The 24,712-nt window shown below is 28.7% G+C and carries 22 protein-coding genes; all 22 read left to right on the forward strand.

The features are described from left to right. Positions 1-270: 270 nt before the first annotated feature. Entirely contained in the window at positions 271-639 is a 369-nt protein-coding gene (locus CLSA_RS05255; RefSeq protein ID WP_052334786.1) for a hypothetical protein, read from the forward strand. Positions 640-929: 290 nt separating this feature from the next. After that, positions 930-2,735, forward strand: a complete 1,806-nt coding sequence (gene lepA, locus CLSA_RS05260) for a translation elongation factor 4 (protein WP_041716479.1) — start codon at positions 930-932, stop codon at positions 2,733-2,735. Between the two features lie 717 nt (positions 2,736-3,452). Beyond that, positions 3,453-4,580: a radical SAM family heme chaperone HemW gene (hemW, locus tag CLSA_RS05265; protein WP_041716101.1), complete on the forward strand. Its 1,128-nt coding sequence runs from the start codon at positions 3,453-3,455 to the stop codon at positions 4,578-4,580. Between the two features lie 322 nt (positions 4,581-4,902). Next, positions 4,903-5,934 (forward strand): heat-inducible transcriptional repressor HrcA, encoded by a 1,032-nt coding sequence (gene hrcA / locus CLSA_RS05270; protein ID WP_022744373.1) that lies wholly within the window; start codon positions 4,903-4,905, stop codon positions 5,932-5,934. A 38-nt stretch (positions 5,935-5,972) separates the two neighbouring features. Continuing rightward, the gene (gene grpE / locus CLSA_RS05275; protein ID WP_041716103.1) at positions 5,973-6,578 is read left to right on the forward strand and encodes a nucleotide exchange factor GrpE; all 606 of its coding nucleotides are present in this window, start codon (positions 5,973-5,975) and stop codon (positions 6,576-6,578) included. A 74-nt stretch (positions 6,579-6,652) separates the two neighbouring features. Further along, positions 6,653-8,497 carry a molecular chaperone DnaK gene (gene dnaK, locus CLSA_RS05280; RefSeq protein ID WP_022744375.1) on the forward strand — a complete coding sequence of 615 codons (1,845 nt, stop codon included), beginning with the start codon at positions 6,653-6,655 and terminating at the stop codon, positions 8,495-8,497. A gap of 176 nt (positions 8,498-8,673) precedes the next feature. Continuing rightward, the gene (gene dnaJ / locus CLSA_RS05285; protein WP_022744376.1) at positions 8,674-9,807 is read left to right on the forward strand and encodes a molecular chaperone DnaJ; all 1,134 of its coding nucleotides are present in this window, start codon (positions 8,674-8,676) and stop codon (positions 9,805-9,807) included. A gap of 517 nt (positions 9,808-10,324) precedes the next feature. After that, on the forward strand, positions 10,325-11,875 hold the full coding sequence (locus CLSA_RS05290; RefSeq protein WP_022744377.1) for a nitrite/sulfite reductase: 1,551 nt from the start codon (positions 10,325-10,327) through the stop codon (positions 11,873-11,875). 481 nt (positions 11,876-12,356) lie between these two features. Further along, complete coding sequence (gene trmB, locus CLSA_RS05295) at positions 12,357-13,013, forward strand: tRNA (guanosine(46)-N7)-methyltransferase TrmB (protein WP_022744378.1); 657 nt, start codon at positions 12,357-12,359, stop codon at positions 13,011-13,013. Positions 13,014-13,109: 96 nt separating this feature from the next. Next, on the forward strand, positions 13,110-14,054 hold the full coding sequence (gene prmA / locus CLSA_RS05300) for a 50S ribosomal protein L11 methyltransferase (RefSeq protein WP_022744379.1): 945 nt from the start codon (positions 13,110-13,112) through the stop codon (positions 14,052-14,054). 9 nt (positions 14,055-14,063) lie between these two features. Next, positions 14,064-14,831: an RsmE family RNA methyltransferase gene (locus CLSA_RS05305; RefSeq protein WP_022744380.1), complete on the forward strand. Its 768-nt coding sequence runs from the start codon at positions 14,064-14,066 to the stop codon at positions 14,829-14,831. Then, a complete protein-coding gene (gene mtaB / locus CLSA_RS05310; protein ID WP_022744381.1) occupies positions 14,831-16,222 on the forward strand; it encodes a tRNA (N(6)-L-threonylcarbamoyladenosine(37)-C(2))-methylthiotransferase MtaB in 1,392 nt (463 codons plus the stop codon). Before CLSA_RS05305 ends, mtaB begins: the two co-directional genes overlap by 1 nt. A gap of 153 nt (positions 16,223-16,375) precedes the next feature. Further along, positions 16,376-16,720, forward strand: a complete 345-nt coding sequence (locus CLSA_RS05315) for a histidine triad nucleotide-binding protein (protein WP_022744382.1) — start codon at positions 16,376-16,378, stop codon at positions 16,718-16,720. Between the two features lie 143 nt (positions 16,721-16,863). Further along, positions 16,864-17,040 carry a 30S ribosomal protein S21 gene (rpsU, locus tag CLSA_RS05320; protein WP_002581942.1) on the forward strand — a complete coding sequence of 59 codons (177 nt, stop codon included), beginning with the start codon at positions 16,864-16,866 and terminating at the stop codon, positions 17,038-17,040. A gap of 30 nt (positions 17,041-17,070) precedes the next feature. Continuing rightward, a complete protein-coding gene (locus tag CLSA_RS05325; RefSeq protein WP_022744383.1) occupies positions 17,071-17,523 on the forward strand; it encodes a GatB/YqeY domain-containing protein in 453 nt (150 codons plus the stop codon). Between the two features lie 215 nt (positions 17,524-17,738). Further along, complete coding sequence (yqfC, locus tag CLSA_RS05330; RefSeq protein ID WP_022744384.1) at positions 17,739-18,017, forward strand: sporulation protein YqfC; 279 nt, start codon at positions 17,739-17,741, stop codon at positions 18,015-18,017. Between the two features lie 5 nt (positions 18,018-18,022). Then, positions 18,023-19,153, forward strand: coding sequence for a sporulation protein YqfD (gene yqfD / locus CLSA_RS05335; RefSeq protein ID WP_022744385.1), 1,131 nt, complete (start codon positions 18,023-18,025; stop codon positions 19,151-19,153). Between the two features lie 32 nt (positions 19,154-19,185). Next, positions 19,186-21,306, forward strand: a complete 2,121-nt coding sequence (locus CLSA_RS05340; protein ID WP_022744386.1) for an HD family phosphohydrolase — start codon at positions 19,186-19,188, stop codon at positions 21,304-21,306. A gap of 7 nt (positions 21,307-21,313) precedes the next feature. Further along, positions 21,314-21,814 carry an rRNA maturation RNase YbeY gene (gene ybeY / locus CLSA_RS05345; RefSeq protein ID WP_022744387.1) on the forward strand — a complete coding sequence of 167 codons (501 nt, stop codon included), beginning with the start codon at positions 21,314-21,316 and terminating at the stop codon, positions 21,812-21,814. 224 nt (positions 21,815-22,038) lie between these two features. Further along, entirely contained in the window at positions 22,039-22,740 is a 702-nt protein-coding gene (locus tag CLSA_RS05350) for a diacylglycerol kinase (RefSeq protein WP_022744388.1), read from the forward strand. A 231-nt stretch (positions 22,741-22,971) separates the two neighbouring features. Next, the gene (era, locus tag CLSA_RS05355) at positions 22,972-23,862 is read left to right on the forward strand and encodes a GTPase Era (RefSeq protein WP_022744389.1); all 891 of its coding nucleotides are present in this window, start codon (positions 22,972-22,974) and stop codon (positions 23,860-23,862) included. Positions 23,863-23,956: 94 nt separating this feature from the next. Further along, entirely contained in the window at positions 23,957-24,706 is a 750-nt protein-coding gene (gene recO, locus CLSA_RS05360) for a DNA repair protein RecO (RefSeq protein WP_022744390.1), read from the forward strand. Positions 24,707-24,712 lie beyond the last annotated feature (6 nt).

Genomic DNA, 24,712 nt, shown 5'->3' on the forward strand with positions numbered 1-24,712 from the left:
GTCAGTGATTTGGTAATGTTGTAATTTTTTTATTTGAATAATAATTTTAAAGTTTGGAGAGAATTTAAATAATAAATATTTATAAGGCACATTCAAAAAATAACAAGTCCATTTGCTGGCTTATTTTTCATTATATTACGTCGTCAAATTTTCATAATAGGCCCGCTATGAGGGCGACTTACCTACTTGCCTTATGAAAAATATCAACAGTAAATTGTAACTTGTTATTTATTTTTATGTTCCTAAACTAATTGAAAAGGATGTTTTGCAGTGAAGAATATTCTAAAAAATTATGTTTTTAGAAAAATATTGCCAGGGTGTTTAATGATAATTATTGTTGTCATGGGATTAATAAAGGTAGATGTAATTAACACAAATGCATTATCACCACTTGGAAATACAAATGAAAATTATAAAATTGTTAGTGAAGAATTTGGAGAAGATTTCTCTAATTTTATTAAAGATAATTCATTTTTAAAAATATATAAGGAAGATGGAGATGATATATTAATAAGACTAGGAAATAGTGATTTTAGAATAACAAATCAATCTAACTTTTTAAAAAAGATACAAGGTGTATTTAATAATATTTCACATGGAATAAATGGAGCTAAAGAAACTATAGACAAAATATTATAGTACATTTTAATTATAATATAAGAATAAAAGTACATTAAAAATAGCAGTTAATATAATTATTAATTTTGAATCATTATATATAATAAAGTTTAGCTGTTATTAAGTCATTATGGACATTAAAGTTAGCGTAATATATAAATTATATATTGCATATTGGTTTTATTATGTTATTTCATTTAGCTAAGTTAAATTTTAATAGCATTTTTAAATAGTTATATGTTATAATTTAGCTGATTTAATTATAACGGGGGTGAAGGAACTGCCTTAAGTATAGAATGGCAGTTATGCATATGAAAAGTGAAAGACAAAAATATATCAGAAATTTTTCAATAGTAGCACATATTGATCACGGTAAATCAACCCTTGCTGATAGATTACTTGAAACTACAGGAACCTTGACAAAAAGGGAAATGGAAGAGCAAGTTCTAGATAATATGGAAATAGAAAAAGAAAGAGGAATAACAATAAAGTCCCAAGCAGCGAGACTTATATATAGAAGAGATGATGGTCAAGAATACATTTTTAACTTGATTGATACTCCAGGTCACGTAGACTTTAATTATGAAGTTTCTAGAAGTTTAGCAGCCTGTGAAGGTGCTGTATTGGTTGTTGATGCGACACAAGGTATTCAGGCTCAAACTCTAGCTAATTGTTATTTAGCATTAGACAATGATTTAGAAATTGCACCAGTAATAAATAAAATTGATTTACCATCTGCAAGACCAGACGAAGTTAAACAAGAAATTGAAGATGTTATAGGTATAGATGCTGAAGAAGCACCTATGATATCAGCTAAAACAGGACTTAATATAAAAGATGTATTAGAGTCTGTTGTCAAAAATATTCCAGCACCAGAAGGCGATGAAGAAGCGCCATTAAAAGCCTTAATATTTGATTCGTATTATGATAGCTATAAGGGTGTTGTATGTATTGTAAGAGTGGTTGATGGGAAGATAAAAGTTGGAACTAAGATTAAGCTTATGGCAACAGGTAAAGTTTATGATGTTACTGAAGTTGGAGTATTTACGCCAAATGTACTTCCTATAGGAGAATTAAGTGCAGGAGATGTAGGCTACGTCACAGCATCAATTAAAAATGTTAGAGATGCCAGAGTTGGTGATACAATAACAGAAGATAACAGACCAACTGAAAAAGCACTCCCAGGATATAAGCCAGCTATTCCTATGGTTTATTCAGGTATATATCCAGTCGATGGAGCTAAATATGATGAATTAAAAGAAGCATTAGAAAAATTACAGATAAATGATGCAGCTTTAAGCTTTGAGCCAGAAACATCAATTGCATTAGGGTTTGGATTTAGATGTGGATTCTTAGGATTATTACACATGGAAATAATTCAAGAAAGAGTTGAAAGAGAATTTAATTTAGATATCATTACAACTGCACCATCCGTTATTTACAAAGTAATAAAAACAGATGGGGAAGTATTAGAAATAACTAATCCTACAAATCTTCCAGAAATGACGGAAGTTGATTATATGGAAGAACCAGTTGTAAAAGCATCTATAATTACTCCTAAAGATTATGTTGGCGCTGTTATGGAATTATGTCAAGATAGAAGAGGAACATATATTGATATGCAATATATAGAAGAAACTAGAGCAGTTGTCAATTATGATATTCCATTAAATGAAATAATATATGATTTCTTTGATACATTAAAATCTAGAACTAGAGGATATGCATCTTTAGACTATGAATTTAAGGGCTATACTCAAACTAAGTTAGTTAAGCTTGATATTTTATTAAATGGAGATATTGTGGATGCACTGTCAATGATAGTTCCGGATGAGAGAGCTTATCATAAAGGAAGAGGAATTGCTGAAAAATTAAAAGAAATAATTCCAAGACAATTGTTTGAAGTTCCGATCCAAGCAGCAATAGGGTCTAAGATTATAGCAAGAGAGACAGTAAAAGCTATGAGAAAAGACGTATTAGCTAAATGTTATGGTGGAGATATTTCAAGAAAGAAGAAATTGCTTGAAAAGCAAAAAGAAGGAAAGAAGAGAATGAGACAGGTAGGTTCTGTTGAAGTTCCACAAGAAGCATTTATGGCGGTATTAAAAGTAGATTAACAATAATAAATTTTAGTATGTTTTATTAATAAAAGTAATATAATGCATATTTATGGGTATTACAAACACGAAAGATTTGTAATACCTTACCCAATTAGCTACATATTTGTTCTATAGGACTAATAAAATTTCGCTGGAAATATCTAAATATCAGGTTGAACTGAACCGACTTTAGTTTGTTTCAAATATGAAATTTAGACAAACTAGAGTGGAATGACTTGATATCAAGATGTTCAAACAGTTTATTTTCAACGCCTATTCCACAAATACGTGGCTAATTTCTTTATTTGTACTAAACTTTAAATTAGAATAATAATGAATATTAAAAATTAATATAGTTAGAACTATTGATTTGATTCATTAACTATAGATAAAAGTGATTAATTTCTTATATATATTTAGGGCATGAGGGCGATTTACAATGTATATATATACAGAATACTTAAAGTTATTACAAAACAAAGAAATATTACACATATATGTGCAGCAGGCATTGGAAAATGAATTGCTGGAGTTAGTTAATGAGAGGTTGTTCACTTATTGATTGTCTAAAGCTTGCCTTTGGAGTAATCTGTAAGTGATGCAACCTCTCATTTAGTAACTCTCAATTAAATTTTCCTAGTCATGCCAAACATATATGTGTAATATTTCGGTTGGTATCGCTAAACTTTAATGTTTCACGATACCGTATATATTGAAAAAAGAGGAGGAATTTTAATGAAAGAAATATCTTTATATATACATATTCCATTTTGTAAGCAAAAATGTTTATATTGTGATTTTCCTTCGTATGCAGGGAAAGAAATTTTAATTGATGAATATATTGAATCATTAAACAAAGAAATATTACAAAAAGGAAAAGATTATATAATTAGTAGTATATTTATTGGCGGAGGAACACCGTCTTATCTGAATGATGATAATTTGAATAAATTATTAAGTGCATTAAATAAATTAAATTTAAAAGATGATTTGGAATTTACAGTGGAATGTAATCCAGGAACTTTAAATGCAAGTAATCTAGAAATTATGAAGAAATATAATGTAAACAGACTTAGTATGGGATTACAGTCTACAAAAGATAATATTCTAAAAAATATAGGAAGAGTACATAATTATGAACAATTTAAGGAGAATTATTTTTTAGCAAGAAAGATAGGATTTAGAAATATAAATGTGGATTTAATGTTTGGATTACCTGATCAAACAGTTAATGAATGGAAAGAATCATTAGAAGAAATAGTTAAACTTAATCCAGAGCATATTTCAGCATATAGCTTAATAATAGAAGAGGGAACATGTTTTTACGATTTGTATGAAAAAGATAAATTAAAACTTCCATCAGAAGATGAGGAAAGACTTATGTATTCATATACAAAGAAAATTTTAAATAATCATGGATATCATCAATATGAAATATCAAACTTTTCGAAGGCGGGAAATGAATGTTTTCATAACAAAGCATATTGGAAATGTAATGAATATTTAGGACTCGGAGTATCTGCAAGTTCATTTATAGATAAAAAGAGAATAAAAAATATAGATAATATTAGAGAATATATAAAAAGAATAAATAACAATGAAAGTGTTGAAGATGAAATTCACGTAAATGATATGAAAGATGATATAGAAGAATTTATGTTTATGGGTTTTAGAATGATTGAAGGTATAAGCATAGATTATTTTAAAGAAAGATTTAATAAAAATATATACGAAGTCTATAAGGAAGTAATTGAAAAAAATATAAATGAAGGATTATTAATTTATGATTCGGGAAAGCTATACCTATCGTCTAAGGGAATTGAACTTTCAAATTATGTAATGAGCGATTTTATACTAACATGATATTAATTAAAAAAATCAATATACAAATATTGTTTTTAATAATGTAAGTTCTAAGTTTTAGTAATAATAGCAAATATGAAGAGTATTGTAATGAAATTGAACAAATACATTATAATGAATAATAAATTTAAAAGCATATTAAATAGAAAATGAAAGAAATTAAGAGATATATAAAGATAAATTCTAAAAAATCCGTGAATATTCTCTATAAATACTTAGATTAAATATAAATGGAATTGACAAAAAACCTCATAAATAATATATTAAAAGCATAGTCATTAGCACTCAATCTTAACGAGTGCTAATAAAAAGAGGTGAGGTTATGAGTATTGATGATAGAAAGATAAAAATACTTCAAGCTATTATCAATGACTATATTCGTACAGGGGATCCCGTAGGATCGAGAACTATAGCTAAAAACTATGATTTAGGTATTGGTTCTGCAACAATAAGAAATGAAATGGCTGACCTTGAGGATATGGGATACCTAGAACAACCTCATGCTTCAGCAGGAAGAATTCCTTCAAGTAAGGGGTATAGATTATATGTTGATAAACTTATGGATAATCAAAGATTAACTGAAGAAGAAGACTTGAAGATAAAACAATATATAATTGATTCTGCAATGCTTGAAGTGGATAAGATAGTAAGGCAAACAAGTGCTCTATTATCAGAACTTACAAAATTAACTTGTGTAATTGAAACACCATCAGTAAAAAAAAGCTTTGTTAAATCCATTCAGCTTATTAAGGTTGATGAGCATAATATAGTTTCAGTATTTTTAACAGATACAGGGCTTATAAAAAATCATATAATGAAGTTAATTAATAAAGCGCCAGATGTTAGAACTTTAACTAGAATAAATGAAGTCATTAACAATAGACTTGTTGGTCTTTCAATAGAACAAATTAATCTTGAAGTAATTAATAATTTAAAAAGAGATTTAGGTGAATATGAAGAGATATTTAATGCCATTTTACCTATTTTATATGAGACATTAAATGTATCAGATTCATCAGAAGTATTTATGGAAGGTGCAACAAATATATTCAACTATCCAGAATACAATGACATTAATAAAGCTAAGGAAATGCTCTCTCTCCTTAATGATAAGGAAACTATACTGGATTTATTTAATCCACAGGAGGATATAACTATTAGTATAGGAGATGAAAATTATAAACCGCAAGCTAAGGAGTGCAGTATAATATCTGCAGAATATTCATTTGGAAATAGACCAATAGGAAAAATAGGATTAATTGGTCCAAGAAGAATTAACTATTCAAAAGTAATAACAATTATGGCTGAGGTTATAAAAGAGCTTAACAATATATTAAACAATCAAAAAATATAATTACTATATTTCGAGAGATGAGGTGTATTTTAAAATATATGGAAGATAATAAAGAAATTAAAAATGAAGAAATTAAAGAAGAGATAGTTGAAGAAACTGAAAATAATACTGAAGAAAATGTAGTTATCGATGAAGCAGAAACTCAAAAAGCTAATGAAGCTTCAGAAGAGGCTGAAAATGCAGAAGAGGATGATCTTAGTATGTTAAAAGAACAAAATAAGAAATTACAAGAAGAATTAGATGAAGCAAAGGATAGACTTTTAAGATTGACAGCAGAATATGATAATTACAGAAAAAGAACAACAAAAGAAAAAGAAGGAATCTATAGTGATGCATATGTTGATGTATTAAAAGAAATACTTCCAATTATGGATAACTTAGAGAGAGCTGTAGATGCTGAAGGAAGTTTAGAGGATCTAAAGAAAGGTATTGAAATGACAATGAAAGGTTGTCAAGATTCATTTACTAAGCTTGGTGTTGAAGAAATAGATGCCAGTGGAGAATTTGATCCAAATTATCATAATGCAGTAATGCATATTGAAGATGAAAACTTAGGTAAAAATGTAGTAGCAGAAGTATTCCAAAAGGGATATAAAAAAGAAGATAAAATTATAAGACACACAATGGTAAAAGTAGCTAATTAATAATTTGAAAATAAAATTAAAACACAAAATTAAAATTGAAAATAAACTAATTAAAGTTTTAGGAGGAATATATAATGGCAAAGATTATAGGAATTGACTTAGGAACTACAAATTCATGTGTAGCAGTTATGGAAGGTGGAGAACCAACTGTTATAGCTAATGCAGAAGGAGCAAGAACTACTCCATCAGTAGTTTCATTCCAAGCAAATGGTGAAAGATTAGTTGGCCAAGTTGCAAAAAGACAATCAATCACAAATCCAGACAAAACTGTTATCTCAATAAAGAGACATATGGGAACAAGTTACAAAGTTAATATAGATGATAAACAATATTCACCACAAGAAATTTCAGCAATGGTACTTCAAAAAATCAAAGCTGATGCTGAAAGCTATTTAGGAGAAACTGTAACTCAAGCAGTTATTACAGTACCAGCTTACTTTAATGATAGCCAAAGACAAGCAACTAAGGATGCAGGAAAAATTGCTGGTCTAGAAGTATTAAGAATAATCAATGAACCAACAGCTGCATCATTAGCTTATGGTTTAGATAAATTAGATTCAGCTCATAAGATTTTAGTTTACGATTTAGGTGGTGGTACTTTCGATGTATCTATCCTTGATTTAGGAGACGGAGTATTTGAAGTATTATCAACTAACGGAGATACAAAGCTTGGTGGAGATGATTTTGATGAAAAGATCATGCACTATATAGCTGATACATTCAAGGCTGAAAATGGAATTGATTTAATGCAAGACAAGATGGCACTTCAAAGATTAAAAGAAGCTGCTGAAAAAGCTAAAATTGAATTATCATCTTCAACACAAACAAACATTAATTTACCATTCATTACTGCTGATGCAACTGGTCCAAAGCATATAGATTTAACTTTAACTAGAGCTAAATTCAATGAAATAACTCATGACTTAGTTCAAAGAAGTATTGAGCCAATGAAAAAAGCATTAGCTGATGCTAAACTTTCATTAAGCGATATAGATAAGATAATCTTAGTAGGTGGATCAACAAGAATTCCAGCTGTTGTTGAAGCAGTTAAGAACTTTACAGGAAAAGAACCTTCTAAGGGCGTTAATCCAGATGAATGTGTTGCTGTCGGTGCAGCTATTCAAGCAGGTGTATTAACAGGAGAAGTTAAGGATATAGTACTACTTGATGTTACTCCATTAACATTAGGAATTGAAACAGCAGGTGGAATAGCTACTCCATTAATTGAAAGAAATACAACTATTCCAACAAAGAAGAGCCAAGTATTCTCAACTGCAGCAGATAATCAAACATCAGTTGAAATCAATGTAGTTCAAGGTGAAAGACAAATGGCTATGGATAATAAGTCACTTGGACAATTCACATTATCAGGAATAGCTCCAGCTCCAAGAGGAATTCCACAAATCGAAGTTACATTTGATATAGATGCTAATGGTATTGTTAAAGTATCAGCATTAGATAAAGGAACTGGAAAAGAAGCAAATATTACAATTACAGCTTCAACTAATTTAAGTGATGATGAAGTAGATAAGGCTGTAAAAGAAGCAGAAAAATTTGCTGAAGAAGATAAGAAGAGAAAAGAAAAGATTGAAGCTGTAAATAATGCAGATCAAACAATTTATCAAATAGAAAAGACATTAAACGAAGTTGGAGATAAAGCTACAGAAGATGAAAAAGCTGCTGTTACAGCTAAAATCGAAGAACTTAAGAAAGTGAAAGATAGCGATGATGTAGAAGCTATTAAAGCTGCAATTGAAGCTGTAAATCAATCATTCTATCCAATAGCTACAAAGATGTATCAACAAGCTGGAGCAGCAGAAGGAGCAGATCCAAATGCAAATGCAAATGCTGGAGCTCAAAGTGCACCACATGATGATAATGTAGTAGATGCAGATTTTAAAGTAGATGAAGATAAATAAGATTTACTAAAATATATTTATTTAATATAATAGGAAGAGGGAAGGCAAGCTCGTCTTCCTTTTTCTAAAGTTACGGGAAAGATAAGTTGTGATGATTTGAATAAAATATTAGTAAATTGTTAACTACAATATATATTTTGTTCAATAAAATAAAACTAGGTGGTGAATGAAAACAAATGGCAAATAAAGACTATTATGAAGTGCTTGGACTTCAAAAAGGTGCAAGTGATGACGAAATAAAAAGAGCCTTTAGAAAATTAGCTGTAAAGTATCATCCAGATAGAAACCAAGGAAACACAGAAGCAGAAGAAAAGTTTAAAGAAATAAATGAAGCTTATCAAGTTCTTTCGGACCCTGAAAAGAAATCAAGATATGATCAATTTGGATCAGCTGCATTTGATGGAAGCGGTGGATTTGGAGGCGGCGGCTTCGGTGGATTTGATGGATTTGATATGGGTGGTTTCGGAGATATTTTTGAATCATTCTTTGGGGGCGGAGGTGGAAGCTCTAGAAGAAGAAATGGTCCAGTAAGAGGAAATGATATTGAATATACAATAACATTAACTTTTGAAGAAGCAGTTTTTGGTGTTGAAAAGGAAATCTCAGTTACTAGAAGTGAAAATTGTGAACATTGTCATGGTTCTGGAGCAGAACCGGGATCAAGTGTCAAGACTTGTCCTAAATGTGGAGGTTCAGGCCAAGTAAGAGTTCAAAGACAAACACCTCTTGGAAATTTTGTTTCAACTTCTACTTGTGATCAATGTGGAGGTTCAGGCAAAATTACAGAAAAGCCATGTAATGCATGTAGGGGTAATGGGAATGTTAGAAAAACTAGAAAGATAAAAGTTAACATACCAGCAGGGGTTGATACAGGAAATGTAATGCCTTTAAGAGGACAAGGCGAACATGGATTAAGAGGTGGAAGTCCAGGGGATTTATATGTAAGAATCAACGTGACACCATCTAAAGTGTTTACAAGAAAAGGAAATGATGTATATATAGACGCTCATATTTCAATGGCTAAGGCAGCTCTAGGTACGGAAATAACTGTAGCCACTGTAGATGGAAACGTAAAATATACAGTACCAGCAGGTACTCAATCTGGAACAATGTTTAGATTGAAGGGTAAGGGAATACAAAGAGTAAATTCAAGTGGTAATGGAGATCAATATGTAAAAGTAATTGTTGATATTCCTAAGACATTAAATGAGAGACAGAAAAAAGCACTATATGATTTGATGGAAGCATCAGGAGAATCATCTGGTGATGTTACGCCTCATAAGAAAAAATTATTTGGGAAAAATAAATAAAAAAGTATAAGGTACATGGACTCGTTATTTTTTGAATGTGCCTAAATAAAAAAACTATCTATATTAATTATGATAATAAATTAATATTAGGTGGTTTTTTTATTTATATAGATTACATAACCATATATATGATTTGCAATAATAAGAAAGTAGTTAATTTCGTGATTCTATGTGAAATGACTTGAAGTTTATGTATTTTTATAATAACATCACAATTATTTAGTTTAAAATTATTAATATTAGAATCTGTATATGTCCAATATTTTTATTTAGAGATACATGATACTATTACAAATATTATAATAAAATTTATGTGGATTTAAAAAAGTAATGACTTTGAATAAAAAAATAATAAAAAAACATACAAAGTATTAATAAGTTAATAAATTAATGTATATATTTATTTGGTTATAATATAAATTTTTAAAACTTATCCGATAAAACCTATAAATGTAGTAAGAATTATAAAATTAGGTTATAATAAATTAAAAACAAATTAATATAAGGGGGAAAAATTTTGGATAATTTAAAAGAAAAATTATTAGGTGAAGTGGAAAATTTTAAAGAATTGGGAAATAAATTTTTAGATGGCGAAGTTTCAGTTGGAGATTTCAAAAAAGTTTCTGGTGGAATGGGCGTGTATTCAGAACGTAGTAAGAAGGATTTCATGATAAGACTTAGAATTCCTTCAGGAATAAGCAGTCTAGATCAAATGAATTGGTTATGTGATATAGCTGAAAAATATGAACTAGAAAAATTTCATTTGACTACAAGAGAGGCGATTCAATATCATAATCTATCAATAGACCAAGTTTGTGGAATTATGAAAGATGGAATTGAAAATAATATATATTCTAGAGGTGGAGGTGGAAATTATCCTAGAAATGTTGCTATGTCTCCATTGGCTGGGGTAGATAAGGAAGAAGCTTTTGATGTAACGCCATATGCTTTATCTGTTAACAATCATTTTTTAAGCAAAATAACAACATATAAGTTGCCTAGAAAATTTAAAGTTGGTTTTTCAAGCAGTAATAAGGATTTAGGACATTGTAATGCTACAGATTTAGGTTTCTTGGCAGTTGTTAAAGATAATAAAAAATACTTTAAAGTTTATATGGGCGGAGGTCTTGGAAGAGATCCTAAGATTTCTATTGAATATGATGAACTTATAGAGCCAAGCAAAGTTTTATATCATGTAGAGGCTATGACAAATTTATTTATAAACGAAGGAGATTATGAAAATAGAAGCAAGGCTCGTATAAGATACATTGTAGAGCGAATGGGAAAAGAAAAATTTATAGAAGCATACAAAGAGCATTTACAAGAAATTATGAAAAATGGCGGACTTGATTTGAATGTAAGTTTAAAAGAATATACTAAAAAAGGTAAAGAAATAGATGAAAAGCATCCTAGACTAGTTGAGCAAAAACAAAAAGGATTATATAGTGTATACTTCCATCCAATAGGAGGGCAAATATATATCAAAAAATTAAGAAAAATTTTAGATGATATAAAAGATATAGAAGATTTAGAAATAAGATTAACAATGACAGAAGGAATATACTTTAGAAATTTAAATGGTGAAGAAGCTAAGAAAGTTTTAAGTATAACACAAAATATTGGTGGGGAAACAGCTCTAGAGCAAAGTGTATCTTGTATTGGTGTGCCAATATGTCAGGTTGGAATTTTACAAAGCCAAAAGACCCTTAATGATATAATTAATTATTTTAATGAAAAGGGATATAAAAAAGATATATTGCCTAGAATTCACATATCAGGTTGTGGAAATTCATGTGGAATTCATGAAGTAGTTCCAATTGGATTGACAGGAAAGCGTAAAAGAGTGGATGGAAATGTTGAAGATGTATTTGAACTTCATATTAATGGATCATTTGAAGCTAATAATGCAAGACTTGGAAAGGTTTATGGTGACATACTTGCATGTGAAGTTCCACAATTTTTATATGAACTAGCATTACTTGTAGAAAATAAAAATATTAATTTCAGTGAATATGTTAATATTTATGAAAAAGAGTTAAACGAATTAACAAATAAATATAAAAAATAATGAAGTAGGGAAAAGAAAGAAAATAACAAGTCAAATACGTAAAATATAATTTAATGAATTGACTTGTTATTTTTTATAATTAAATTACTAATAAGTTTTGCATAAAATCCTCTAAATTTTTTATCAAAATCAAGTCAATATAAGTCGTTATCCTAATTTGAATTTGAGTACGAAACAAAAAAATGCACATATATATGGGCAATTATTGAAAAATGAATTGTTAGAGTTGATAAATAAGAGGTTGTTCACTCGTTGATTGTTTAAAGCTTGCCTTTGGAGCAATCTGTAAGTGATGCAACCTCTCATTTAGTAACTCCTAATGAAATTTTCCTAGTCATGCGAAATATATATATGTAACATTTCGGTTGGCATCAGAAAACTTTACTGTTTATTAATACATGTAAAGTTTGTATTAAAAAATTGCAATATAATTTAATATATGTATAATTATTATGAATGATAAAAGATGGAGTGAATGAACATGAGAATGAGAAAAAAGCCATGGGCAAGACCTGAACTGGAAAGTTGTAATTTTTTTGTTGTAAATCCTAAGCAGTATAACGGTAAATGGAAAGAAGTGTTTGGAAATGATAATCCTATTTACTTAGAGTTAGGTTGCGGAAAGGGAACTTTTATGGCAGTGCATGGTTCTGAAAATCCAGATATTAATTATATTGCTGTTGACATAAAAGACGAAGTTTTGGGTTTAGCCAAAAGAAATATTGAAAAAGCATATGAGGAAAAACATAGAACTGTAGATAATGTAAAATTAATGGCTCAAGAAATTAGAATTATTAATGAAATCTTGGGTGAAGATGATTCAATAGAGAGAATATACATAAATTTTTGCAATCCTTGGCCTAAGGAGAAACATAAAAAGAGAAGACTAACTCATACAAGGCAGTTAGAACAATATAGACTTTTCTTAAAGAATGAAGGAGAGATTTACTTTAAAACAGATGATGATGAATTATTTGAAGAATCTCTTGAATATTTTAAGGAAGGTAAGTTTAGAATTAAATATATAACATATGATCTTCATAATAGCGATTTTGTAGGGAATGTAGAAACTGAACATGAAAAGATGTTTACAGAGCAGGGAATTAAAACTAAGTTTTTAATTGCGGTCAAAGAATAAAGTTTTCTTTATATAGATATAAAGAAAGTAATTATATTAAGTAGAAAAATATGATAATTATAATATATTATTAGAGAAGTAGGAAGGATGATAAACATGAATGGAATATGGATTGAGGTTACTGTAATAACTAAAAGTGAGGCTTTGGAACCTATATCAGGAATATTCTATGGATTAGGCTGCCCAAATGTAGCTATTGAAGATCCAGAAGATTTACTTTCAAGAGAACAAGGTCCATTAACTTGGGATTTTGCAGATATAAATATATTAGAACATAAGGGGAATGCAGCTGTAGTTAAAGCTTACTTCTCAGAAGAAGATAATATTGATGAGGTTGTTGAAACTGTAAGACAAAAACTTGAAGAGATTAAGTCTCTTGGACTAGATATAGGTGAAGGAAAAGTAACTTATAGAAAAATGCACGAAGAAGACTGGGCTAATAATTGGAAACAATATTACAAGCCGGTAAAAATAACAGATAAAATTGTTATTAAACCTATTTGGGAAGAATATGAAAAGAAAGATGATGAACTAATAATAGAATTAGATCCAGGAATGGCTTTTGGAACTGGTACTCATGAAACTACTAGAATGTGTATTAAGGCATTAGATAAATATGTGAAACCTAATACAACAGTATTTGATGTTGGATGTGGATCAGGAATACTTGCTATAGCAGCTGCAAAGCTTGGAGCTAATCATGTAGTAGGAGTTGATTTGGATCCTGTTGCAGTTGATTCTTCTAAGGAAAATATATCATTCAATAATTTGAATAACATTGAAGTTTTAGAAGGAAACCTTTTAGATGTAGTTAGTGGAAAAGCAGATATAGTAGTTGCCAATATAATAGCAGAAATTATTTGTGTATTAACAGAAGATGTTAAAAAGGCTTTAAATGAAGGTGGATTATTCATTGTATCAGGTATAATTCATGATAGAGTAGATATGGTTAAAGAAAAGTTTGCAGAATGTGGATTTGAAGTTATGGAAATAAATAAAGATGGAGAATGGAACTGTATAGTTGCAAAATCTATTGGATAAGGAGCGAATATGCATAAGTTTTTTACAGAGTCTCATAATATTACTGAAACAGAAGGACGTATCCATGGTGATGATGTAAAACATATATATAAGGTTTTAAGATTATCTGAAGGAGAAAAAGTAATATTAAATAATTGTGAAGGTATAGAATATCTAGGAACAATAAGCTCTATAACAAAAAGTGAAGTTATAGTTAACATAATTAGCAAATTAGATATAGATAATGAGAGTACCGTTAAAATTCATCTTTTTCAAGGGTTGCCAAAAGGACAAAAAATGGACTTAATAGTTCAAAAGGGAACGGAATTGGGAGTGTTTGAATTTATTCCTACTATTACTTCAAGAGTTGATGTAAAGTTAAAAGGAGAATTTAAAAAACTTGATAGATTAAATAGAATAGCGTTAGAAGCTTCAAAGCAATCTAAAAGAAGTATAATTCCTAAGGTAAAAGAAGTTGTTACTTTTGATGAAGCATTGGAAGAGTTAAAAGACATGGATTTAATTTTAATTCCGTATGAAAATGCAGAAGACTTTGGTATAAAAAGTCTTATAAAAGATCTTAATAAGAATAATATAGATTTAAATAAAATAAATAATGTTGGAATTTTAATAGGTCCCGAAGGTGGATTTGAGGAAGAAGAAATTAAAATTTTAAAAGACCAAGGTGCTTATATTATAACACTTGGAAATAGAATATTACGTACGGAAACAGCTGGATTTACAGCAACAGCTTTAATTCAATATGAATTAGGAGATTTAGGAGGAAAGTTACTGTAATGGGAGAAAACCAAATGAAAATAGTTAGATCGAGTAATGATAAACTTAACATTAAGAAACAACTTAATAAAAATGTTGATGGAAAACAACAAGTAGCTTTTGCTACATTAGGATGTAGAGTAAATCATTATGAAACAGAAGCTATGGCAGAAAAATTCATAAGAGAAGGTTATGAAGTTACAGATTTTGATAATTATTCAGATGTTTATGTTATAAATACATGTTCAGTAACTAATATGAGTGATAAAAAATCTAGACAAATAATAAGTAGAGCAAGAAGAAAGAACCCAAACGCAATAATTGCAGCAGTTGGTTGTTATGCACAGGTTGCATCTAAAGAAGTTTCAAAAATTGAAGGTGTGGATGTAGTACTTGGAAGCAGAAATAAAGGCGATATTGTTTATTATGTGAATAAAGCAAAAGATGAACAAAAGCAGCAAATAGTAGTTGCGGAGGTACTTAAGAATAAAGAATTTGAAGATTTAAATATAGAAGAATACCAAGATAAGACTAGGGCGTTTTTAAAGATACAAGATGGGTGCAATAGATTCTGTGCGTATTGTTTAATACCATATACAAGAGGAACAACTTGTTCAAAGAATCCGGAAAAAGTGCAAAATGAAATAAAAAAATTATCAGATCATGGATTTAAGGAAATAATATTATCAGGAATTCATACTGCGTCATATGGTGTTGATTTAGATGGAAATATCACTTTAGTAACATTATTAGAAGATATTGAAAAGATTGATGGAATAGAAAGAGTGAGAATTGGATCGATTGAACCAAGTTTCTTTACAGATGAGGTTATAGAAAAAATAAAAAATATGAAAAAACTTTGCCCACAATTTCATTTATCTCTTCAAAGTGGTTGTGATGCAACTTTAAAAAGGATGAATAGAAGATATACAGCTAAAGAATATGAAGATGCAGTTAATAAGATAAGAAATAATTTAAAAGATGCGTCTATAACAACTGATGTGATTGTAGGATTTCCAGGAGAAACTGAAGATGAATTTAATGAAACATATGAATATTTAAAGAGAATCAAATTAACTAAAACTCATATATTTAAATTCAGTCCTAGAAAGGGAACTAAGGCCTCAGATATGCCAGATCAAGTAGATGGTACTGTTAAAGAAAAAAGGAGTAAGGACTTGATTGAATTAAATGCAAAGAATGAATCTGAGTTTAGTAAATCTTTAGTAGGAAGAGAAATGGATGTTTTAGTAGAACAAGAAGTTCCTACAAAGAAAGATATATTTGAAGGATATACAAGAAACTATGTAAAGGTTGAAATAGTTAATGGTAATGAGGATATGATAGGTAAAATAGTTAATTGTAAAATAGAAGAGGCAAATGGAGATTACCTTACTGGAAAATTAATATAGCATTTTGTATAATTACAATCATAGACAACTAAATTTACGTTCGGGGAAACCAATATATGAAAAAGGAAGTTAACTTATATACATAAGTTAACTAAGGTGGAATAACCAAATGTAAAATTTGGATTCTCACTTATCATTTAAGGAGGTGAAATTATGGAAGGGTGTATATTTTGCAAAATAGTAAATGGAGAAATTCCAAGCAATAAATTATATGAAGATGATAAAGTATATGCGTTTTATGATATAAATCCAGAAGCGCCTACACATTTTTTAGTGATACCTAAGGATCATATTGAAAGTGCAAATGCTTTGAATGAAAAAAATGTAGATATTATTTCACATATATTTATGGTTATTAATAAATTAGTAGTAGATCTTGGAATATCAGATAAAGGCTATAGAATTGTAAATAATTGTGGTGAAGATGGCGGTCAAACCGTAAATCATCTCCATTTTCACGTACTTGGAGGCAGAAGTTTACAATGGCCACCAGGTTAAAAAAAATGTTGAAAATAAGTTAGAAATCGATATAGATTTTTGCTTAATTTCTTGACAGTGATTGTTTAAATGCTGTATAATACAATATGTGTTATTAAGCCCATAGCTGAGTTAATTTAAGCTAGCGGAGGGAGGGATATTAAATGTCAGAAATTAAAGTTGGAGAAAACGAAACACTTGAAAGTGCGTTAAGAAGATTTAAGAGAAAATGTGCTAGAGCTGGGGTTATTTCAGAAGTTAGAAAAAGAGAACATTATGAAAAACCAAGCGTTAAGAGAAAGAAAAAATCAGAAGCTGCTAGAAAGAGAAAATTCAAATAGTGATGATTTCTTTTGAAAGAAGGTACAAAAATGTCATTAATTAAAGATAGATTACAAGAAGATTGGAAAGCTGCTTTAAAGACAAAAGATAAATTCACGGCTAACGTAATTAGTACTGCTAAATCAGCTATATTATTAGTTGAAAAAACTGATAATAGAAAGCTAGAAGATGAAGAAGTTATTACTATATTAGCTAAAGAAGTCAAGCAAAGACGTGAGTCTATGGTTGAATTTGAAAAAGGAAATAGACAAGATTTAGTAGATCAGTGCAAAGCTGAAATTGAAATTTTGTTAAAATACCTTCCTCAGCAGTTAGGTGAAGAAGAAATAAAACAAATAGTAAAAGAATCAGCTGAAGAAGTGGGTGCAAATAGCATTAAAGACATGGGAAAAGTTATGTCAGTTGTAAGACCTAAAATAGTAGGTAGAGCTGATGGAAAACTTGTAAGTCAAATTATTAAAGAATATTTAAATAATAAATAATAAAAGAACTCAAGACTTTCTTGAGTTCTTTTATTATTTACGAATAATGAAAAGATAAAACTATATAGGAATGGACAATTGTTATTTTGTTATTTGTTCTCATACATTTTAAAGATATTACAAAGATAAAATGTGAAAAATTATTCTGTTAAGGTGCTTTTTTCTACTCTAATATCATAAATTACAATGAAGAAGTTTATGTAGGAGGGAAAGGCATGGAAGAAAAAATTCAAAAGGGAAAAGAGAAAATACTTGATAAATTAGATTTTCCAACAGATATTGCGTTAGATTTACCTAAGATAATAGTAGTTGGAAATAGAGAAATAACTATTGAAAATCATAAAGGAATAAAAGTATTTGATACTAATATGGTTAAAATAAATTCCAGAATCGGTTCTATTATAATAAGGGGTAAAGATTTTGAAATAACCTTTATAGGAGAAACAAGTATTACGATAAATGGAATTTTTAATGGTATTTCATATGAGGGGTAATAATAATGTTTTTTAATAGAATTAAATCAGGACAAATAACAATTGAAGTCAGTGCTTTGATGCCAGAAAAAATATTAAATGTGCTTTGGAACAATGGAATTTATACATGCAAAGTAGTTAAAATTAATTTAACAACTATTAGATTTAATATTGCTTTTGAAGATTACAATGAAACAGAGATGTTAATTAAAAAGCAAAAGCTAAAAATGAAAGTAATCGGAAAAAGTGGTATGATAGTTTTATTATTAAATTTGAAAAGAAGAATGTCTTTAGTTATTGGAGCAGGAGTATTTTTTTTAGTAATATACTGCCTATCTAATTATATATGGGCTATAGACATACAAACTAAAAATAATTTGTCACCATTTGAGGTTAGACAGCAGCTTACAGCAGTTGGAATCAAACCAGGACTTAAGAAATCACAGATAAATGTATATGATATAGAAAGAAAATTAGAAGATTTAAATGATCAAATAATGTGGATTAGAGTAAGAATACAAGGTTCAACATTGAAATTGGTAATAGAAGAAAAAGTAAATCCACCATCTACAGAAAAAACATTACCTAATTCAGTAGTAGCTAAAATGGATGGAGAAATAAAAAGAGTATATACTACTTCTGGCAATGCAGCTGTAGTTCCTGGAGATATAGTAAAGACTGGTGATGTTTTAATTTTGCCAGTTCAAGGTAGGGAAGGATTTGAAAAAGAAGTAAAGCCAAGTGGAACGGTTATTGCTAACACTTTTTATGAAAAATTTATGGAGATTCAGATAAGTGGAGATAAGCTTGAAAGAACTGGTAAAAAAGATGGTGATATTTATTTAAATATTTTTGGAAAAAAAATTTACTTGAAAAAAGCTATAAATCGTTTTGAATCTTATGATAAAATAGAAGAAAAGAATGGAATTTTTAATAAAGTAATTTACTTTGAAAAAAAAGGAAAGCCTGTTAATGTAGATAAAGAAAGTGCAATAAAAGAAGCTTCAGATAAATTAAAGGAATCATTAGGGAAAACATTAAGTAATAATGCTAAAATTATAGATAATAAAGCTACAGTAGAGGATATTGGAGAAGGAAAGATATTAGTTCGAGTTATATTTACTGTAGAACAAGATATTGCAAATAATATATCGTAATTACTTTATTATGGGATGAAAAGGTGAATAACATGAAGGTTAAAGAAAATAAGAATAAATGGGAAAATAACAAAGTTCAAAGAATTATATTGTTCATAGTAGTGTATTGTATTGGGTATATACTGATTGCAACAGCAATAGCTCCGAAGCAATATAATCTAAAAGAAGGAGAAATACCAAGAACTGATATAAAGGCACCAAGAGATACTGTAGATGAAAAAGCTACTAAAGAAAAGGAAAATCAAGCTATAGATAAGGTTGGACAGCAATATACATTGAGAACTGAGGTTAAGAAACAAGCAGAAGATAATATTCAAGCTTTGTTTAATAAACTAGAAGACATTAACGCTAGTGGGAATTCCACATCAACAACAACTGAAGCTAAAGAAAATGAAAAAATAACACAATTAGAGAAATTAACAGAAGTTCAACTAAGTGAAAGTGATTGTAAAGTGTTGGTTAATATTCCTAAAGATAATTTGGCTGATTTAGAAGTGAAAATATTAAAGGTAATTGACAAAGCATATGAAAATAGAATAGATGAGAATGATGATGTCGCACTTAAAAATGCAAAATATCTTGCAGTTACGCAGATAGATTCTTTAAATTTATCAGCAGATGTGTCAAATACATTGAAAGCAATTGTTCAGACTCAAATAATGCCTAATGTATTTTATGATAAAGAAAAGACTGAAGAAAAAATAAAAGAAGCTCAAAAAGGTGTGTCTAAGGTAATAATAAAACAAAATCAAATTATAGTAAAAGAAGGGGAACCTGTAACACAGGATCAACTGGATATTTTATCAGATTTAGGAATGCTGAATAATGAGAATGCAGCAGTAAATTTATATGTCTATTTAGTTATTGCAATGTTTTTAGCAATAATACTGTTCCTTCAATATAATTATCTTAGATTAAATTATAAAGAAATATTTCAAAGTACTAAAAAGTTAATATTGATAAGTGTAATTAACATAGTATCATTAATACTTGGAAGAGCAATAGGAATGATTTCGCCATTTTTGATCCCTTTTGCTTGTGCACCTATGTTGCTTACACTTTTACTCAACTATAAGATATCACTTATGTTAAGCACATTAAATGTAATAATTATATGTGCGTTAAATGGATTTGATATTCAGATAATGACAATAGGTTTAGTGAATTCACTTTTAGGAGCTACTCTTTTAAAAAAGATGCAGCAAAGAAATGAATTATTATATTCAACATTATATATTGCGGTAGTTAGTGCAATACTTACTTTATCTACTGGAATTTTGGTGTCTAGTAATGTTGGAGATGTAATGCTGAAATCTGGAATTACAGTTATAGGCGGTCTTCTATCTGGTATATTTGCTCTAGGGATATTGCCATTTTTAGAAGGAACCTTCAATGAAGTTACAACACTAAAATTACTAGAATTATCTAATCCTAATAATCCACTTTTAAAGAAATTGTTAATGCAGGCGCCAGGAACATATCATCATAGTATGCTTGTTGCAAATCTTGCAGAAATGGCAGCAGAACATGTAGGGGCTAATCCTGTAATTGCAAGAATAGGTTCTTATTATCATGATATAGGAAAAACCGAAAGACCATATTATTTTGGTGAGAATCAAATTGGTGGAGATAATCCTCATAATAATATAACACCTAACTTAAGTACTATGATAATAATAGCTCATGTTAAAGATGGGATTGAACTTGCTAAAAAGCACAATTTACCAAAGGTGATTCAGGATATTATAGCAGAACATCATGGTACTACATTGGTTAAATATTTTTATTATACAATGAAAAATAATTCACAAAATCCAGAAGAAATAAAACAGGAAGATTATAAATACACAGGTCCTATTCCAAGTTCGAGAGAATCTGGAGTGGTAATGCTAGCCGATAGTGTTGAAGCAGCTGTTAGATCGATTAAGGAACCTAATAAAGATAAGATTACTGAAATGGTTAATAATATAATAAGCGATAAGTTATCTTCAGGACAACTAAATAACTGTGATTTGACATTAAAGGATATAGAAAAAATAAAAGCATGTTTTTTAACAACTTTAAATAGTATATACCATCATAGAATAGAATATCCAAAAGAAAAAATTAAAGAGTTAAATGACAAAGAAAATCAAATTAAAACTAAGGAGTAATTTAGCAATGATTTATGTAGATAACAGACAAGAAAAAATAGAAGTAAGCGAGATATTAATAGAAAATTTGAAAAAAGTAATACAATTCACATTAATGGAAGAAGAAGTTGATGTAGAATGTGAAGTTTCGTTATTATTTGTAGATAATGAAGAAATCAGAGAAATTAATAATGAGACTAGAAGTATAGATAGAGAAACAGATGTATTATCTTTTCCTATGCTAGAATATCAGGATAAAAAAGTATTCAAACAATTGTATAAGAATTATGAATTTTCACAAAGTGATTTTGATGGAAATGAATTAGTACTAGGTGATATAGTGCTTAGTTTAGAAAAAGCATTAGAACAAAGTAAAGAATTTAATCATTCATACGAAAGAGAAGCATCATATTTAGTTGTACATTCAGTGTTGCATCTTTTAGGATATGATCATATTGAGGAGGAAGATAAAGTAATTATGAGAAGTAGAGAGGAAGAAATACTAAACAAACTTAACATAACTAGATAGAAAATTACTTCTTAAATTTCACTTTTACTTCTTTAGATATATTAAAAAGTAATAAATTTAAATATCAGTATGTTTCATGTTATGCTTTCGTGTCATATTTGAAGAAATAGTCAATCATGAAAAAATATATTGTGATATTTACCAGTAAATATATTTTATATTATGAACAAATGATTTTTTATATATCTACCGTATATCAAATATAAAATAAGTAGGTGAAGGTAATGAAGATAAATAAAACTTTAGATAGCTTTAACAATGCAATAAATGGTATTATAAATACAGTTAGAACAGAGAAGAATATGAAGATACATCTTATAATTTCTCTTGGTGTCCTAGTTTCATGTTTTTTATTTGATATAACTAGATATGAATTTCTTGTTTTAGCAGTTACGATATCTATGGTTATAGCAGCTGAATTAGTGAATACTGCTATAGAGGCAGCAATAGACATGACTACTAATTATTATCATCCATTAGCAAAGATTGCAAAAAATGCAGCGGCAGGAGCTGTTCTTATTACAGCAATAAATGCACTGATAGTTGGATATGTAATATTTTGGGATAAGCTAGCTAATTTATCATATGTATTAATTACTAAAGTTAAAAATTCAGAGCCATACACAATACTTATTGTATTAGCTATAGTATGCATTGCTACAATAATAGCTAAAGCTATATTTGGAGAAGGAACACCTTTAAAAGGTGGAATGCCTAGTGGTCATAGTGCTTTAGGATTTTCAATTGCAACAGCAATATCTTTAATAACAGAAGAACCTATTTGTATATTACTTAGCTTTTTACTAGCATTCATAACAGCACAAAGCAGGGTTGATTCTGAAGTTCATAGTATCATAGAGGTTGTAGTTGGAGCATCATTTGGAATATTATTAACTTTATTAATATTTACTGTGTTTAGGCTTTGATTTAATAATGTGCTATTGAAAAATAAGTTATTATCTTAATTTATATTAAAATGAACTTATTGGACATTTTAGAAAAATGCTATGGCGAGTTATTCATTATTTGCTATACATTGTCAATTGGTATATAAATAGAGTATACTAATTATAAAACTACGCAAGATATAATTAACTAAAACTTTAGAAAAGAAAGCTTAATGAGATTTATAAGATTAAGCTAATTAAGGAGGAAAAATGTTTAAATCGGGATTTGTTACAATTGTTGGGAGACCTAATGTAGGAAAATCAACTTTATTAAATTATATTATGGGAGAAAAGCTATCAATAGTTTCCAATAAACCGCAAACAACAAGAAATAATATTCAAACAATATTAACAGGGGATGATTATCAAATTGTATTTGTTGATACTCCAGGTATACATAAGCCTAAACATAAATTAGGTGAATATATGGTGAACTCTGCAAAGGAATCAACTAAAGATGTTGATCTAGTATTGTTTCTAACAAATCCAGATGAGGAGATTGGAAGAGGAGATAAATTTATATTAGAAACATTAAAAGGTAAAAAGTGTCCAATATTTCTTGTGTTAAATAAAGTGGATGAAAGTACACAAGATAGAGTTGCAAAGAGTTTGGAAATGTATTCTAAGGAATTTGATTTTAATGAGATAATTCCGATATCTGCAATTAAAGGGAAAAACGTAGATGCTTTAGTAGAACTTATGAAAAAAGCCATGCCAGAAGGACCGAAATATTATCCAGATGATATGATAACTGATGTACAAGAAAAGTTTGTTGTATCAGAAATAATAAGAGAAAAAGCTTTGAGAACATTAAGAGATGAGGTTCCTCATGGTATAGCCGTTGATATAATTCAAATGAAGCAAAATGATATTGGAACATATCACATAGAAGTAGATTTAATATGTGAAAAGGATTCTCATAAAGGAATAATAATAGGGAAAAATGGTCAAACACTTAAAAGAATTGGAGAAAATTCAAGATATGAATTGGAAAGATTTTTGAGAGCTAAAGTTAACTTAAAAATATGGGTTAAAGTTAGAAAAGAATGGAGAGATAATCAACTTTTATTAAAAGAATTAGGTTATAAGAAAAATAAGTAAAATTAATGAATGATAAAGGATGACAGGATAAATTTAAAAAGCAATTTTATCTTCAATTAATGATTCATCATTAATTCTTAATTCTTTATAGGAGATGATTGATCTGTCAGTTTTTGAAACTAAAGCTGTAATTATAAAAACGCAGGATTTTAAAGAAAATGATAAACTGGTTTGGTTCTATACTGAAAAATTAGGAAAAATCACTGCAGTAGTTAGAGGTGCTAAAAGAAGTAAAAGTAAATTTTTGGCTCTTACATTGCCACTATGTTATGGAGAATATATGGTATATAAAGGCAAGAATTTGTATACACTTCAAGAAGGAAAAATTTTAAATTCATTTCAAGGGCTTTTAGATAATTTGAATAAACTTACATATTCATCATATTTGTGTGAGTTAATAGATATAGCTTGTACTGAAAATGAAATTAGTAATGAACTTTTTAGAAATTTGGTTACAACACTATATCTATTAAGTACAGATGCATTAGATTATGAATTGTTAATAAGGTCGTTTGAATTAAAATTGTTGAGAAGTACAGGTTATAATTTAACATTAGATAATTGTAGTATTTGCAGAAAAAAGATATCAGCTGCAAATTATATAAGTTTATCTTACTATGGTGGGGTGTGTGATGAATGTCCTAAGGAGCATGGGCTATACATATCTAAAGGCGCATATAATGCTTTGAGATTTTTAATGAATATTAGTGTAGATAAATTATATAGATTAAATTTAAGTACTGAGGTAAAAGCTGAAATAGAGAAAGTTACAACTTTTCTAATATCAAATAATTATGCTAAAAAACCAAAGAGTTTAGAAATGTTAAAATTCATTAAGGAGTGATTGTTT

It is taken from the genome of Clostridium saccharobutylicum DSM 13864, assembly GCF_000473995.1.
Classification (GTDB): domain Bacteria; phylum Bacillota; class Clostridia; order Clostridiales; family Clostridiaceae; genus Clostridium; species Clostridium saccharobutylicum.